Below are 16989 nucleotides of genomic sequence, written 5' to 3' on the forward strand. Positions count from 1 at the left end.
GCGGAAAATGAGGAGGATTCTTTTTTATGAAAATATTAATTTACGGTGCAGGAGTTCTGGGAAGCTATTTGGCACATGCACTGGTCCGTGGAGACAACAACGTTACGATGCTGGCCAGAGGACGGAGGCTGGATGAGCTGCGGGATGACGGTAATGTACTTCGTCATCATTTGCAGCTCCGCACGACGGTGGATAAAGTCAATGTGATCAGCGAGCTGCAGCCGGAGGATGTATATGATCTTATTTTTGTGGTGATGAAATATCCGGATTTTCGGGCAGTACTGCCTGCCCTGGCAGCCAATCACAGCCGCCATGTCGTGATCGTGGGCAATAATGCGAGTCCGCATGAGATGCAGGATTATTTGCAGGCGAACAGCCCTGTGCAGAAAAAGATTGCTTTTGCCTTTATCGCAGGCGGTGGGTGGAAGGAAACAGGCCGTGTGGTCAGTGTGCATGGTCCAAAGGGGCAAATGACTATCGGGGGGTTAGGCGAAGAGCTGGACTGGCGAGCGGTGATCGACCAGACTTTTACGGGTGCTAAATTTAAAGTCACATTTTATAACGATATGGAAGAATGGCTGAAAAGTCATTTCATGCTGATCCTGCCGCTGAACTCCATTGCTGCCGCTTATGACGGCGACCTGCGCAAGGCCGTAAGAGACAGCAGGCTGCTCAACCAGGTTATTGATGCTATCGATGAAGGCCATCAGGTATTGGAAAAGCTCGGCTATACCGTTACTCCTGAATTGCAAAAAGATTTGCCACGAAAAAAACGGCTGCTGCTCTACATGGGACTCAAGCTGATGTTGAAAGTCCCTGTCGTCAAAAATCTCCTGAGTGACAAGGCAATATCCCAGAATGAGGTGTCTGCACTGCAGCAGGCCTTCAATGATTTGAAGCAAAAAGCGGGCATTCCTACGCCAAATTGGGATAAGCTGGCGAGTTATTCCTCGACCAGCAGCTAAGGAACCCGACCGCCCTTCTGCTAGAACTGAGTCCCTTGATCGAAATCGACAATAGCTTTAGAAGATCTTGATCATAAAATAAAAACTGCTCATGCTACAATACCCGCATGAGCAGTTTTTATTTTTCGAAGTGAGCATAACGGTCTATTGGCGCAAGTGATTTATGAAAGCAGTCCACATTTCTGAAATTGACGGATCTTTTGCGACTGAACTTCACTCATCTTGTCTTACCTTGCGTATTTGTTTGTCCAGCTAAATTAGCCCCATATTATTTGTTTTACTTCTTTGTCGAAAGTTTATAACCCGTATCCCGTACTCTTCACCAAATTGTAAATCCTGATCTGCTGTGACAAGTACTAAGTTATGTACTATAAGGGTCTTTCTCTAGAAGAGCAATTATAGCATTGGTATCGAACAAAATACCTTCCATCAATCCCAATCGGCCCTCCCCTCCTCGACACTCTCACGAAGTTTCTTAACCTGTTCAGAATCGAGAGAACCATAGGAAGCGAGCGCAGCCTTTAAACCGCTAGGTTTATCCTGAAACTCAATGGTTTCACTTATAGGATCAATGATAACCTTCTGGTGAATTCCGGCCTTCTTTAAGAGAGAGAATAAAGATTTATATTCCTCTGCGTTTAACAGATTCTTAGCCATTACCTAACCTCCTCTTATCATGTGTATATAACTATGCAGAAATGAGCCTTTTTCCTTCAGCACTCATCACGTGTACTTACCGCCTTCTTCACATTCATCTTAGCAAAAACAATACAAACTATACACAATTAATTGCCCAACCTGATCAATGTTTTAAAGCGGTTCAAGATTTACTTCTAAAGTCTGCAACAGAAACTGTTTTCTTGTACGAGGATGTCAAAATATTCATTAAGGCATTTTACGTAACAAAAAGGCTCTATCATATACAAAAAAACTGCTCATGTTACAATACCCACATGAGCAGTTTTTATTGCCCGAAGCGACCCAACCCTGAAATCGGTGGCCACCACTATTAGAATTTAATTTTTCGCAAAGTAGCTGCTGCTGCAGAAATCGTTAGATTTCCAGAGGGAGCATTATCGGCTCGAAAACCTGAGTTTTGCAGGAATTCAGGAAAGTTCAGAGCAACAAATTGCACTCCAGCTTCCATTTAAGGGATATACTGCTGCACGATTTTCACGATCTTGCCGTCCTTTATCGTAATATGATAAGGAAAGGCCGTCATATCAAGGACATCTGAGCGGCTGAATGCTTTTTCCAGCGTCTTCAGCGTAACCTGCTCGTTCCAGTTAATCTCGGTGTCTTCCATCCGTCCGGTTTTATCATACAGTTGAAGTACAACTTCAGCATCATCGGCAATCTGTACTTCTTTGGTATCTGTCTTATCATTTACGATATAATAACCGTCCGGAGGCTCGGTCATTCCCGGATCACCTTCCCGTTCGCGGAAGACCTTGTTGGCCGCTTCTCCTTCATACCACTGAATGGGGTCGATTTCCACATACACTGAATCGCGCACATCCATGCGGTCGATAAATACGGTTTCTTGTATTTCTGAAGAAGATACAGGTTCATATCCCTTGGCGGCGGCTCCGCCTGCAGTTGCGGTTACCAAAATAAATGTGAGCAGAAAAAGCTTGGCAGCTGTTTTTATCATATCAGATCTCCCCTTGCAAACTGGGCTGTGGACATTTCATTACACGATTCATTACCCTTCTGCTCATATCTTAAACGATGTGATGTCCCAAAAAGTATCAGATTGACTATAAAACAGTTACATTTTATTAAGACTTGGTCCTAATTTTTATTTCAGCAAGTTCAGCTTGCGAGCCTGCTCTTCCGTCAGAATAAATTCTTCATTTTCCCACAGCTCGTCATCCTCCGATACACCGAACATCAGCATAATTTCATCCCAAATATGCCGCTCCATGGCTTCCTTTTGCGTTATGATGACCTTCACGATGCCTTCCTCCTTTTGGGTTCCTGTAAGATAGGGTTACCCTATGTATACCCCGAAATACGCAGGAAATGCGCGGAGAAAAAGACCGCTATCGAATTTTTTTCGACAGCGGCCTGCCTCTCTATCAAACTCCAGCAAAATTCACATTAATGGCAGTACAACGCTCTCTCCTTCGCTTGTCTCGACGCGAATCGTATTGTTTTCAATCGTCACGCTGCAAATGTCCTCCAAGTCCCCAGGCAGGCCGCCCACCCCGGGGCGGGCATATATGGCCGAGGCCAGCCAATGGGTTCCCGGCGTGAGTGATGCTCTTAATGTCGGAATAACCGTCCGGGGGTGAAGCAGATTGGTGTTTGCATGAGGATAGACGATTTCCGCATGGTCAAAGCCGAGCTTTCCGATCACCGCAGCACAGCCGTGTTCGCTGACGGCGGAGGCGGCCAGCCCGTGCGCGGACGCTTCCATTCCCGCGCCGATGCCCAGCGCAAAGCCACCCTCTGCCGCGTCAAGCGAACGGGCGGATGTTATGCTGTGAATCCGGATATGCCACGGCAGCCCGGCAACGATCCACGTTTGCACTTCAACATCGTGCCACGGCCTCCATTTGGCGTACAGCACATTGCCGCGAATTTCCGTCGCTTCATTCTTTCTTCTCACCCGATACAAATTATCCCCTTCGCTCAACGCCAGCATGGAATCAAACGCACCTTGGGACAACCCCCATTCCGCCCGGGGAACACTGAAGGCAAAATTGGTGGAATAGACAAACTTCTCATACTTCGCCGACGTATGTGTATGTTCATTCGAGCCGGGATGCCCTGCATTAAAAGCAACGACATGGTCCGCGCCCGGATCACGGCAGACCACCAGATGGGCTGGCTCCTGAACCGACACAGCCGGCAAAGGCGGAAGCGGCTGTTCTTTCTCCGTCCAGAACGGATGCTCCTCAGGAAGAGCCAAGGGAAGAAACGCTTTAAGCGCCCAGTACGGCGAGCCAGGTGAATTATAATTTTCAGCCATAATCAAATTGGGATAGGCGTAACCGACGGTGAGCAGACCGCTTGCATCGAAGATGGGTCTGCTGAACCACCAGCGCAAATTACGCATGACCAGCCCTTTCAGCACGCCCGGCGGGAACGTATCAACACCGGCATAGGCCAGCGCACCCCAGAAGGCTGACTGTGCGAAACGATAGGCAAGACTTCTTCCATAGGGAAGCGCCGCCCCGTCGTCTGCGAACCAGCAGATGAACTGTTCCGCAAACTCAGTCGCTCTATCCTTATACAGGCGTGACCGCTCCGGATCTTCTTTTTCCATAACGTGTGCATAAATTAAGCCGTAAAAATGCAGGGCGAACGGACCGTAATAATCGCTATGCCCGCCGATCCCGTCTGCGTACCATCCCTCTTCCAGATAAAAATCGTCAATTCTGCGCAGATTGGCCTCCACTTGCTCACGTGCATAAGGCAGTCCGACCTTGCGGAAGCCCAGGTTGACGAGCACCTGAAAGAAAAGCCAATTGCAATCATGCAAGGGATGACGGTTGATCTGGTTCAGCCAATTGTACAGATTCTGCCGGGCGGCTTCGGACAGCGGCTCCCACACCCGTTCCGGCACAAGCAGCAGGGCGAAGCCCAATGCCGCCATTTCAACCAGCCGCTGGTCATAATCGCGCACATCGCCCCAATATTCCTTATGATCAGGATTTGTTCCGTTCTCCAGCCCGCGCAAACAGATATCCCACAGCTCCGATTCCCCACCCCCGGCAAGCAAGGGCACCATGCCCCACAGGACACGAGAGAAACCTTCCATCTCGGCTATGGCCGGTTCATACGCAGCACCGGATGCCCCGATGCGCAGCCTGGCTCCGCCCTTGCTGTAAAACTGCTGCAGGGGAGCCGCAAGCTGTTCAAACGCCTGCTGCAGGTCTTGCCTCGTAACAAGCGCATTATCCGCGATACCGTCAGATTGGATCATGCTAACCTCCTCCTTGCGTTGGTAGAATGAATATCCGGTCCCTCCCTTCCGACGACTATTCCCAGAATATCGTCCGCCCTCCGCGCAGGCGGGCAAGGCCTTCCACAAAGAAATAATCGCCATAAATAAGCGGAACGTCTATGTTTTTCCCTTCCGGATAATGGCTCGTGCCATGCCTGATCAGCCCTTCCTCCGCGGAATCGTCCCAAGCGCCATAATTGCGGTAAAGGGATTCCAGTATGCGTACTCCCACCTCACGGTACACACCGGACTCAAGCTCGCCAACCTTATCCGCCAGCAGCAGCAGACCGCTTGCCGCGCATGCCCCGGCAGAGGAATCCCGGTACTTCGTGACCTCCGGTGGTATGCGAAAATCCCAATATGGCACGAGATCCTCCGGCAGCTGGGCAAGGAAGTAATGGGCCACACGTTTCGCCGCATCGATGTATCTGCGCTCTCCGTTATGATGATAGGCCAAAGTCAAGCCGTACAGCGCCCAGGCCGTGCCCCGCGCCCAGGCGGATTCCGGCGCATATCCCTGACCGCCGAGCTGGCCTGTACGCTCTCCGGTGATGGCGTCAAACTGCACAATATGATAGACCGACCCGTCAGGGCGGATAAAATGCTCCAGTACCGTTTCCATATGCGCCTCAGCAATATGCCTGTAGCGCGGATCGCCGCTCTCCTTCGAAGCCCAATACAACAACGGCATATTCATACAGCAGTCGATAATGGCTATGCCCGCGTTGTCCTCCCCTTCCCTCCACGGATTCCAGGCGCGGATATACCGCCCTTGCAGATTAAAACGGGCTGCCAAATAATTGGCCGCCTGCAGCGCCCGCCGCCGCGATTCGGCGGATTGGATCAGCTTATAGGAAGCGATGCTCGTCAGTGTCCACATAAACCCCAAGTCATGGTCGAGCCGGGTGTAATCGTGCAGCACCGGATCAAGTTTTACCTCGCACTGCTCCGCCAGTTCCCGTAAACTTGCGTTACTGCTTTCCTCATACACCAGCCAGAGCAACCCAGGCCAGAAGCCTGCTGTCCACCAGTGTGGCGCCTCCAGCACATAGGTGCCGCCTACGCTTGCATGCGGAAAGCCCGCTCCGATCCTTCCGCTGATCCGCACCGTTTTGCGAACGGTGTTCTCCCAGGCTTCGTCCAGCCACTCCGGCGTCTTTCTTTCCAACATGTAATCACTCCCTATTCCAAAGTTATCAGTTCGATGTCCAACTCCACACGGAAGGATAATTCCAAACGCAAAAGCTCAAAATCAACCGTATACCAAGGTGTTTCTTTGCCAAAATGATTCCGGTATACCCGTTCCGTTACGATTGCTTTTACCTGCTCTGGATCGTATATGACTCTTGCCGCATGACGGCTATCGCTTCCCCGCAGCAGCAGACTTCCGGAAAGCTTCCTTTCCCCTACTCCATCCTCTTCCCGGATCACTGGCGGATGCATGGTCACGATCCGTTCGACGACGCTTCCCGGCACAGACGTGAAGGTGAATTCGTCCGTCAGCTTCAGGGATGGGAGTCCCGACTTGCGCCATACGAGCTCGCGCACCAACGAGGATAACCGTGAGGCGGAATAAGCCGCCGTGATGTCCAGACGAAAGCGGACCTCCCTGTCATGGATAACCGTTTCCAGCACCCTCGTCCTGCTGCCGGGCCCGCTTTGTTGATAGCAGCCGTCCACAATCGGAACGGAATGCCCTTGGGAGCCGTTGCAGTCGTAGCTGTACCGCTTCTCACCAAAGTAGGCCGCCGTGTATTCCCCGGGCCCCAGTTCCGCCACAAGCGCAATTCCGTCAGCATGAAGGATAAAACCCCCGATATCGTTATGATTATGTGGCTCATCATTCGATCCGCCCTTGGCGGCAAAACCAAAGCTGCCGTACTCCGTCGAATAACGTGAAAGCATCCACTCCGCATCAGACAAATCATAATCGGCGTCCAGCCAGCAGTTGTCCCGTTTCTCCGGATCAAACCAGACGATATTGCGGAAAGCCGGGGCCCATCTGCTGCAGTGATCGTCGGTATATAAAGCGCGGATGGAAGCAGGCGGCAGCTCCATTTCCGGGTAGAGGCCCGATAAATAATGCGTCAGCCCGATCTGCACCGGCACGCGGCCAAGCGAGTCCGAGAAATTGACCGTGGAATCGGCATACAGGTAGCATTTTTGCTGAAACAAAGCGATTTGACGAACCTTCGGAAGCTCAAACAGGTTGATGCGGCCTTCGGTACGGAGCTTGAGCAGGTCCGCAAAATAAACAAAATAGCCAAAGCCGTAATTCCAATATCCAACGCCCTCCAGACAGGCGCCATCATCCCCGAAGCCGTCCAAATAGCAGGACATCGAGCCGAGCGCTTTAGCAATGATAGTGGTCAGACGCTCGGAAGGCTCCAGCAACAGCAGCGCCGCGGAGCCGACCGATCCGGCACAGACAGCTGCCCAATTATGGGTGGCTGTCTCCCATTCGAATGGACCGCCTTTCAAATAAGGCTCAAGAAGGCGTGCCTCCACCTCCTCCCTGATCCGTACGCGCAGCATTATGGGCAGCCTCTCTCCCAGAAGCAGAAGCAGCTCGCTCAGTGTAAAGCCGGTTTCCGCCGCAAACAGATCGATGGCTCCGCGCACCTTCGTGCTCCGCACATGAGCAGGAAGACACCACGTGTATTCATTACATATGAACCAGATCGTTTCATACAGCTCGCTGGCAAAGGTCTCGTTGTCCGGCTCCAGCAGAGACAGAAGCGCATATGTATTCAAACGCCGCCTGCGCTCGAAGTATACGCTTTCATATTCCAACCGCGATCCCTGCTTTTCGAATAGGGTGAACAAACCGAAGGTGAGCTCCGGTATCGGCAAATCCGCAAGTCTCTTCCCTTCCTGGTGGATTTCAGCAACAATCGCTTCGTATTCCTCTGTAGCGCCGACCCTCTTCCAAAATTCCTGCTGACTGCATCCCTTGTAATAAAAATCCGGGTTTAGCGGGGCCAACTGTTCCATATTCATACGAACTTCTTCAGTGCCAAGCATGATGGTCATCCCCTTTGCCTTAATGTCCCGCCTCTTATCCCCGGTACTCGACGGGAGTCGCTCCCGTATGGACCTTGAATGTCTTGATAAAATAACTCTGATTGTCATATCCGAGCAGCTCGCAAATTTCCCCGACCGTATGCCCTGTATGGTCGAGCAACTCCTTGGCCCGCTCCACCTTCATGCGTGTCACGTATTCGATAAAGGTCATGCCCATTTCCTTTTTGAACAGCCTGCTGAAATAGCTGGCATTCAAATGCAAATGCTCGGCCACCTCATCCAGGCAAATCCGGCGGCCAATATGCAGCGCCACGTACCTGCACACCTCCGTAATTTCCGTCCGCTTGCTGGCCGCAGCGCTCCCTGTCCTGGCCGAGACGAAGGCACACAGATGATCCGCCAGCCAGTCGCCAAGCTGATCGAGTGAATCCAGCTCGGCAATCTCACGGTGCAGGGTATCAGCCGTATGGCTCGAACGGACGGGCTGAAGCGTATGCAGCTTCAGCTTCAGATCCAGCAGCAGCTTGAGCGTCCAATCCTTCACCACTTCGGTCGGATATTTCTGCACACGGATCCATTCAATCCATCGCTGCGCGGCATGCCCCGCTTCCTGCACGCTCTTCCCCAGCAGCACCGCCCGCAGCTGCTGGATCGCTTCATCGTAATAGTCGAACAAATCCTGTGGCGACGCTTGCAGGGCTGAAGGAGAGCATTTGGCGCAATCACCTTCGCGCAAATAAAACCGCTGCTCTTCGCTGTCCAGCAGTTCAACCAGGCTTGCCTTTAGCAGTTCCGGTGTGCCTGCGGAGGGACCGATGAGAAAAGACATGCGGATTTTCAGCACCTGCAGCAGCGTGTTCTGAATTTGGCGCAGCGACTCCCTGAGCTGATCCATGACGTTTACCTTTAGCGTAGGTTTATAAGCAAACAGCAGCAGGGAACGCTTAACATCGTAGCCGGTGTGCAGCCCGCGCAGCTCCCCCGCCTGCAGCACTTCGTCCATCACATTGCCTACCGCAAACAGCAGCGTCTGATCTGACGCAAAACGGTGCTTCACCAGCCGATAGTTGTCAACAAAACCGATCACGGGCAAACATTGCTCGCCGCTTAACAACAAGCCATAACCCTCGGCATCCCGCCTCCAGGCTTCCGGCGACAGCAAAGGCTGATGAATGAAATTTTTGATCACTTTCTCCCGGCGCAGTTCCTTCGTCTCGTTCAGCAGCCTGTGCAGCCGCTCCTGTTCCCAGTTCATTCTCCGTTCTTCATCCAGCCCCTCCTTCAACCGCAGCAGCAGCCGTGACAAATCTTCGGGATCAAGCGCATCCTTCAGGAAATACTCCTGCACATTCAGCCGCATCGCCTGCTGTGCCAACTGAAACTCGCTGTGACAGGACAGAATGACGATTCTCACTCCCGCCCGGCGTTCACTTATGCGTGCTGCCAGCTCCAGTCCGTCCAGCTTCGGCATCCCGATATCCGTAATGAGCACATCAGGCATCTGCCGCTCGGCCTGCTCCCATGCGCTCAGCCCGTTCTCATGTGTTCCCATCAGCCGATAGCCAAGCCGTTCCCACTCAATCGTCTCGCTCAGCAGTTCAATTACCGGATAATCGTCATCTGCCAGCATAACGTTATACATCAGGCGCTTCCCCCTTCTCCGGAATTCGCATTCTGATCTCTGTTCCTTTTCCAGGCACGCTTTGTACATCCATGTGGAAACCGTCTCCAAAAACCATTCGCATCCGTTCCACGACATTGGGCAGCCCGATGCCGGAAAAACCTTTATGCTGTCCTTCCCGCTCGCGCATCGCTCCATCAGATTCGACTTGAATACTATTACGGAGCCGCTCCAGCTCTTCTTCATTCATCCCTTCTCCGTCATCCGCCACGGATAATTCAATGGCTCCATCGTCGCGCATTTCGGCACGGATAACGATCGTCCCTTTCCGTTGACCCAATCCGTGGATGATCGCATTCTCCACAATCGGCTGCAGGAAAAAGCGGGGCACCTGAAGCATGAACACTTCAGAAGCGATGTCGAGCCGCAGCTGCACCTCTTCTTTTTGCCGCAGATTCATCAGCTCCACATAACAGGTGATCAGATCCATTTCCTCATGCAGATGAATATCGTCCTTTTCGCTCGTAATCGTCATCCGCAGCAGCCTGGAGAGCGAGCCGATCATCTTCGCGCTGTCCCGGTCCCCACCCCGCATCGCCTTCATTCGAATCGAGTTGAGAACGTTGAACAGAAAATGCGGATTGATCTGTGCCTGTAGCATTCGCAGCTCCGCCCTGCGCTTGCGTGCCTGTGTCTCGGAGACCTCCGCCAGCATCTGCTTCACCCGGTCGAGCATTTGATCGAACAGGAGACCAAGCCGCCCGATCTCATCCTGCCCCCGAATGCCGGAACGAACGTCCAGATTGCCCTGCTGGACCGCGGCCGTCACCCTGCCAAGCTTGACAAGCGGTTTGGTGAACGCCCGCAGCAGCGCAATGAGCAGCAGCAGAAAGAAGAAAAAGGAAACCAGTTGAAAGAGAAACACGCGCTTGAATATCGAGCTAATGTTGGCCTCCGCCCGCTTGTAAGGCTGCACGGAGACCAGCCGCCAGTCGTTAAAGGAGATCGTCTGTCCAGCTACCAAATACCGCTCTTCCCCGGTCTGTACAACCGGTGAGCCTGCGGGCGCTCCGGCCTCCCGTAAGCGAAAGTCCAGCTCCTGCCCGATCCGCGTCCGGTCTTTATGGGAAAGGATACGGCCGGAGCCGTCGGTCAGCATGACCTCCTGACCTGCGTTCAGCCGGTCAAAGATGGCATTGACCTGATTTTCCATAACAGTAACGATAATGTAGCCGTAGATTTCCCCGTTTTCAAGCCGCAGCGTGCGGGCCACGGAAATCTGATAAGGGTTGTCGAGCTTCTCCATACTGAACACGGTCGGCCTCGTCGCCACCCAATAGGACTGGAAGCCCTGCAGCTTGTCGAGCTCCCCAAACCAGGGCTCATGCTTCAGATTAGCGGGATTGTAATCGCTGGTCGAATAGTTGGTGTAGCTTTTTCCGTTAGTTAGCAGTACGGTTACATAACTCTTGTCGCCGATGACCGTCAGGCTTTCCAGCTGTTCGAGAATGTTATTTTCCCGGAGAAAAGCCTCATAAGGCTGCGCGGAAAGCTCGCCGCCGGTGTTGACGATCTTAAAGTAGGAGTTCATATCCGCGTTGACCTGTATGTAATTGGCGATATTCAGCATGCTCTTGAACAAACCCGTGACAGAACCGTTCACAAGCTGGAGAGAATCCTGTGCATTGGACACCGCCTGCCGCTGCACTGCCTCCTGCGTCAAGGCGTTGTACGTCAGCAGCGTAATGGCCGTCGGCAGCAGCACACAAGCAATGGCGGTCAAAAGCAGCTTATTGCGGATCGATTGCGACAAGAGATGTTTCCGTAATCTGCCAAGCATTTCATGATGCCCCCTTATAGATGCCCCCCTTATAATAGAAAAAAAGGGGCGTTTGTGACGCCCCAACACAGGGTCAAAATCTTACTTTTTGTTGGAATCAATAATTTCCTGGGTGCGCTCCTGGCTGTTCTTGACGGTGGTATCGATATCTTGATTGCCAAGAATCAGCTTTTCGTATTCCTCGTTGATCACCTTGTAGACTTCTGCCTGGTAGGAAGCGGGCGGAACAAGCTCGGACGCCTTCGAGGCAAGAAGTGTATTGACCAGCGATTGTTTGTCAACAAGCTCGGGATTTTTCGTGCCGGCAAGTATTTTCTCAATGATCTTGGTCACTTCCTCCTCCTTCACCTGGTTCCAGGCCGGGACATTTTTGTTTTGCACAATCTGTCCTTCCGTCGTATACCAGCGAACGAAGTTATACGCTTCCTGCTTATGCTTGGAGCTGGCCGCTACCGAGACGTAATCCGTCGTTACCGGCGAATAACCGATGGAATCAGCCTTGTCGTTCTTCGGGAACGGAGCCACGGCCACATGGAATGTCAGAGGCACCTTGTCCGTACCGCCGATTTCCGTGTTCATCCAGCTTCCAATCGTAATCATGCTCGCCGACTGGTTGAAAAACTGTGTCCGGTAATTCAGCTTTTGCGAGATCATGTCCGAGTAAGGGACAGAGGACTGGTCCTCCTTCTCCATCTTCACTCGCAGCTCCAGCGTACGCTTGAAATTTGGGTTTTCCAGGTTGGAGGAACCATCTGGCTTCAGGAAATCGGAGCCTTGTGGCTGATTGATCATCATCAGCTTGACAAATTCCAGCCAGCTGCCGCCCTGCGGTCCGTGAAAGTAGGTTCCATATCTTTTGGAAGCGCCTTCACCTTTGGTCAGCTTTTTGGCATATTCGGCATATTCATCCCATGTCCAGTCAGTCGGCACAGGTAGCCCCGCCTCATCCAGCTGATCCTTGTTCAGCAGCACATACCATGGATTGAATTTGCCCGGAAGCGCATACACTTTGCCGTTCAAACGGGGGTCTATTTTGTAGTCTTCTTCCACCTTGTAGCCGTCCTTGGCGATATAATCGTCAAGCGGCTCTGCCATGCCAAGCGCTACCCGCTGTGCGTATCCGGCGGCATCACTGAACATCAGAATGTCCATCGGTTCGCCGGAAGCAGCGGCCAGATCCAGCTTTTTGGAGGCTTCCGCCGTGTCGCCCTTCTCGCTCAGATTGACAACCTCCACGGTGACGCCCGGAGTCGCCTTCTCATAAGCAGCAATGGTTTCCTTCCAATTATAGGCCTCCTCCGTTCCGTACGTATACAGCCGCAGGTTCACCCCCGCTTCGTTCGAATTGCTGTCCGTGGCGGTGCCGCTGCTGCCGCATCCCGCAAGCAACCCCACCATCAGAGCTGCGACCAGGGAGCCGACGATCCATTTCCTTTTCATCTGCAAGACCCTCCTTATTGAAGTATAGCTGTATTCCACCCCATTGTAACCGGGGGAATTCGGCAGCTCATGAAACAATTTTTACTTCTTCCGAACTATTTTGACTATTTGAATACGCTTACATCACCCTTTAACTCCACCCAGCGCAATACCGCTGATGACGCTTCTTTGTCCGATGATAAATACGATCAGCAGCGGGAAGATAGCCGACACGGCCGCCGCCATGATCAGGGAGTAAAACTCTCCGCTCAAAGAGGTGAATTTCTGCATGGCAAGCTGGATTGTGAACAAGTGGTCGGAGCGCAGAAAAATAAGCGGATTCTGATAGTCATTCCATGTCCAGATAAAGCGCAGAATCGCATAGGTCGCAACGGCTGGCTTAACTAGCGGAAGCCCAATCGACCAGAAGATTCGCCCATGGTGGGCCCCGTCAATTTTGGCCGATTCAATAAATTCCTGGTGTACCCCCATAAAAAACTGGCGCAGCATGAAGGTGCCGAGCACGCTGAAGCTGCCAAGCAAAATCAAACCCAGATGGCTGTCGAACAGTCCGATATTTCGGTACAAAATAAACTGCGGAATGAGCGTCGCCTGCCCAGGCACCATATATGTCGCCAGGACGATCATGAACAGCCATTTGCCTGCCTTGAAATTCACCTTGGAGAAGCCGTACGCCGCCAGGCTTGACACCAGACAGGAAATGCAGGTCGTCAGCACACTGACCTTGATGGAATTCCAATAGTACAGGTAAAACGGATATTCCCCGAACCACACCTCCTTGTAATTCTCGATTGCATTCCACTCCCGCGGAATCCATTGAATGGGATAGACGAATACATCCTTCTCCACCTTGAAGGAGGTGATAAGCATCCAGAAAAAAGGAAGCAGAAATAATAGACTGATCACGAACATGATTGCGGTAATGATGGTTTTGCGCCAATCCCATTTGGCTGCGGCTGTTTTCATTCGCCTCTCCCCTTTCGCTAGTAATTGACCCATTTTTTCTGGGCGGCCCATTGCCCGAACGTAATCAGCAGCACAAAGAGCAGCAGCACCACGGAAACCGAAGACGCATAACCGACCTTCAGGTTCACGAAAGCTTGCTCGTACAAATACCAGACCATCATGCTGGTGGAGCCGATGGGCCCCCCTTGCGTCATCACCGCGATCACATCAAACACCTTGAACGTCGAAATCATGCCTGTAACGAGCAAAAAGAACGACGTCGGGGACAGCAGCGGAAACGTAATGCGGGTAAACTTCACCCATGTGCCCGCCCCGTCAATTTCGGCAGCCTCATACAGGTCTTCGGGAATGGACTGCAGACCGGCAATGTAGATGATCATATTAAACCCGATGGACGTCCAGATGGAGATCATCATGATGGAAATGAGGGCAAAATTGGGGTCCGCAATCCACTTCGGCGGATTAGCGATGCCGATCGCTTTCAGGAACTCATTAATCGGGCCGTACGACGGCTGAAATAGCACCTGCCATACGACAGCAACCGCCACAATACTGGAAATATAAGGCATGAAATAAGCGACCTTGAAGTACCCTTTCCAATACACATTTTTGTTGATCATGACGGCCAGCACCATAGAAATTAGCAAATAGACAGGCACCGTAAGCAGAAACACAATGTTGTTGCGCACCGATTTGATAAAAGCATCATCCTTGAGCAGTGTTTCGAAATTGCCGAGTCCGACCCACTTGATGCCGTTCCAGCCTGCGACAAAATTCCAGTCCGCAAAGCTGAGTACAATGGTGGCGATAATCGGCAGCAGTACCAGGATAGTGACACCAATCAGCATGGGGCCGACGAACAGCAGACCCGCTAACGTCTCTCCACGCTGCAGGGAGCCCCTCTTTTTCCAGGCCACAGGTTTGCCGGCCAGAGCGCGGGAAGATTGCGCCATTTTTAACACCTCGCTTCATGTCATGTTTTGAATTTAGGCACACTCAAATAAATAACTGAGCAATTCAAGATCGTAACGATTTGGAAATACAAGTGCAGCGATTTACACGCATATTTTCTGGAAAACCGTTCCTATTGTGGGTGAGGAAATGAGGCGTCTCTTGATTTTGAACACACCTCCCCTTACCCCATTGAGGATTTCCTAGGGAGAAAACCCCAAATCCAAAGCTTTCTTGCATTTTTCAGGAAGCAGTGTAACCAACCATTTTCCAATGACAGCATCGCGATCCATCAATGTTTCATAGGTGTCCATGGCCTTCTTATTCAGTTTCTTGCCCGTCTCATAGATCTGTTCCACAACCGATATCACCGGAGGTTTCCCCTTCCACGTCATCGTTTGCGCGAACGCGTAGACCGTTTCTTCGTCCCGAAGCAGGGAGCCATTCCAATGCTGTTCCAGCCGCCCCCATCCCGCTCAATGGGATTGTATTTACTATGGTAGGGCGGGTAGTACGCCAAGATGATTTTCACCCCATGCCGGGCAGCAAATTCCACCATTCGCTTGATGAACTGCGTTCTGCGGCTGTTGTTCTCTGGGCCATTGTCGCTATTGATGAGGATCGTGTCGATGGCTTTGTTCGCAGCGTAACCGCTGTTTATCCAATATCGTTCGATCTCGTCGACCATGAAATCGGCCGTCACTTTCGTCCGGGTAAACGACAACGCGACTTGATCCGCAGTCACATCCAGGATGCCAAACGGCGTGACGAAGGTTTCAGAAAAATCATGATCCGCTGCCTTTCGTGCGACTCGGCTGAAGCCGCCTCTGGAAAAATCGCCGATCTTCACACGGTCTTTTGTATCGATGGAGATGCGAACCACGGTACTCTGATTTTTTGCCTCCTCGTGTATTTCCTTCAGTTTGCTGAAAATCGCGTCCGTTTGCTCGATTTTCTTGAACGGCTTGGCTTTCTTCACTTTCTTCAGCGTATAGCCGAGCTCGTTGACTTTGGTATTGATCGTTTGAAAGGTGGGTAACTCCTCGTCCGTGTAGCCTTTTTCCTGAATGAGCTGCTTTCGAATTTCTTTTACGGTCAAACGTGTGTACAGCTTTTCTGTTTTAAAGCTGGGGTCAGTCTGGCTCTGGCCGTCTATGATGGCCTGAATGCTCTTCAGCAAGCCCGGCAGCTTCTCTTCTGCCCGAAGCCGCCCACGCTCGTGAAATCGGTCTGCCTTTGCAACGCCCGATTCGACTTCTTGTCTTCCTTTGGCAATCGTATTTCGACTGACCTGGAAGGTTCGTGCGACAAGTGTGGCTCCGCCTCTCCCCACTTCCTTCGATAGCTTGGCGAGCAGTATCCGTTTGTTTGAGCCGCTCAGAGAGGGCAACATTTCTTTCAGAAAGTCTTTGCATTTTTGAAACCATTGCGGTACCATTTGGATACATCCTTCACTATGTTTTTGGTTTGTTTTAGGGAAACCAATCAAAACACATATCGAAGGATTTTTCCATCTTTTTTTCATTCGTTCTCGCTCGCTACAATTTTAACGTTTTGTTCTATTATTTTATTGGGTGTGCCTTACCTTCTTATATCTTAAGAAAAAGAGCGCTTTCTATTTGACGGTATTTTGATCATCTTCACGCTCATTTTGACTTTTTCTTGCCTTAGACATTAACTTTGACTGAAGCATTTCAACGGAAAGAAGCCATCCCTGATCCGGAATGACTTCCTTTCGCTTGATTTGCATATGCAAGGTTAATCTTAAATGCATTACTTCAAATATCTTCCCGTGATCGTGCCTCGGTGCCCCTTGGGGCCTCTTTCTCGCCACCTGGCGTGCGCAAATTCGTCGGTTTACGCACGCCAGCGCTAGAAGGCTTGCTGCAGTTGCTATTGTTTCCGAGTTGCTGAATATGCGCAGGCCAGTTGATCGAGAAGAAATTGAACAACGAAAGCAATCCCTGATCAAAAGATATCCCCCTTGAATGGGAAACCTAAGTAGTAACAAACAAATATCATAACAAACAAAAAAACATGGACATTTATTGTAAATAATGGTACATTCGGATCAGGGATGGGTTGGCCAACTTTTATACCCTAAAATATGTCTTTAGAAAGGAGTTTAACAATGACAAGAGTACTAAGGTATTGTAGCAAAATAAACTACCTGTTTTTAGGCGAAATTGTGTAGTTCCATTCTCCATGAAAGTCATTTTTTTCTAAG

At 51.2% G+C, this 16989-nt stretch carries 12 protein-coding genes and 1 pseudogene; 1 reads left to right on the forward strand and 12 read right to left on the reverse strand.

Annotated elements, in window-relative coordinates; translation table 11 throughout:
* The first annotated feature begins 26 nt into the window (after nt 1-26).
* Nucleotides 27-965, forward strand: a complete 939-nt coding sequence (locus ACE5LO_RS17260; protein WP_375521251.1) for a ketopantoate reductase family protein — start codon at nt 27-29, stop codon at nt 963-965.
* Nucleotides 966-1394: 429 nt separating this feature from the next.
* Here ACE5LO_RS17260 and ACE5LO_RS17265 read toward each other — a convergent pair whose 3' ends face one another.
* The 12 genes and pseudogenes from ACE5LO_RS17265 to ACE5LO_RS17325 form a co-directional block, all read right to left on the reverse strand.
* A complete protein-coding gene (locus ACE5LO_RS17265) occupies nt 1395-1622 on the reverse strand; it encodes a hypothetical protein (RefSeq protein ID WP_375521252.1) in 228 nt (75 codons plus the stop codon).
* Between the two features lie 490 nt (nt 1623-2112).
* Nucleotides 2113-2619, reverse strand: a complete 507-nt coding sequence (locus ACE5LO_RS17270) for a hypothetical protein (protein WP_375521253.1) — start codon at nt 2617-2619, stop codon at nt 2113-2115.
* Nucleotides 2620-2766: 147 nt separating this feature from the next.
* Nucleotides 2767-2922, reverse strand: a complete 156-nt coding sequence (locus ACE5LO_RS17275) for a hypothetical protein (RefSeq protein WP_375521254.1) — start codon at nt 2920-2922, stop codon at nt 2767-2769.
* Nucleotides 2923-3063: 141 nt separating this feature from the next.
* Complete coding sequence (locus ACE5LO_RS17280; RefSeq protein WP_375521255.1) at nt 3064-4899, reverse strand: DUF2264 domain-containing protein; 1836 nt, start codon at nt 4897-4899, stop codon at nt 3064-3066.
* A gap of 55 nt (nt 4900-4954) precedes the next feature.
* Complete coding sequence (locus ACE5LO_RS17285) at nt 4955-6091, reverse strand: glycosyl hydrolase (protein WP_375521256.1); 1137 nt, start codon at nt 6089-6091, stop codon at nt 4955-4957.
* Nucleotides 6092-6102: 11 nt separating this feature from the next.
* On the reverse strand, nt 6103-7944 hold the full coding sequence (locus tag ACE5LO_RS17290) for a heparinase II/III family protein (protein ID WP_375521257.1): 1842 nt from the start codon (nt 7942-7944) through the stop codon (nt 6103-6105).
* A 34-nt stretch (nt 7945-7978) separates the two neighbouring features.
* The gene (locus tag ACE5LO_RS17295) at nt 7979-9586 is read right to left on the reverse strand and encodes a helix-turn-helix domain-containing protein (RefSeq protein ID WP_375521258.1); all 1608 of its coding nucleotides are present in this window, start codon (nt 9584-9586) and stop codon (nt 7979-7981) included.
* Nucleotides 9579-11405, reverse strand: coding sequence for a cache domain-containing sensor histidine kinase (locus ACE5LO_RS17300; RefSeq protein ID WP_375521259.1), 1827 nt, complete (start codon nt 11403-11405; stop codon nt 9579-9581). Before ACE5LO_RS17300 ends, ACE5LO_RS17295 begins: the two co-directional genes overlap by 8 nt.
* A gap of 81 nt (nt 11406-11486) precedes the next feature.
* Nucleotides 11487-12845: an ABC transporter substrate-binding protein gene (locus tag ACE5LO_RS17305; protein ID WP_375521260.1), complete on the reverse strand. Its 1359-nt coding sequence runs from the start codon at nt 12843-12845 to the stop codon at nt 11487-11489.
* Between the two features lie 123 nt (nt 12846-12968).
* Nucleotides 12969-13811 carry a carbohydrate ABC transporter permease gene (locus ACE5LO_RS17310; RefSeq protein ID WP_375521261.1) on the reverse strand — a complete coding sequence of 281 codons (843 nt, stop codon included), beginning with the start codon at nt 13809-13811 and terminating at the stop codon, nt 12969-12971.
* 17 nt (nt 13812-13828) lie between these two features.
* Nucleotides 13829-14764 carry a carbohydrate ABC transporter permease gene (locus tag ACE5LO_RS17315; RefSeq protein WP_375521262.1) on the reverse strand — a complete coding sequence of 312 codons (936 nt, stop codon included), beginning with the start codon at nt 14762-14764 and terminating at the stop codon, nt 13829-13831.
* A 201-nt stretch (nt 14765-14965) separates the two neighbouring features.
* Nucleotides 14966-16200 (reverse strand): annotated as a pseudogene (locus ACE5LO_RS17325) (ISAzo13 family transposase).
* Nucleotides 16201-16989 lie beyond the last annotated feature (789 nt).

This window comes from Paenibacillus medicaginis, from assembly GCF_042138635.1.
Taxonomy (GTDB): domain Bacteria; phylum Bacillota; class Bacilli; order Paenibacillales; family Paenibacillaceae; genus Paenibacillus; species Paenibacillus medicaginis.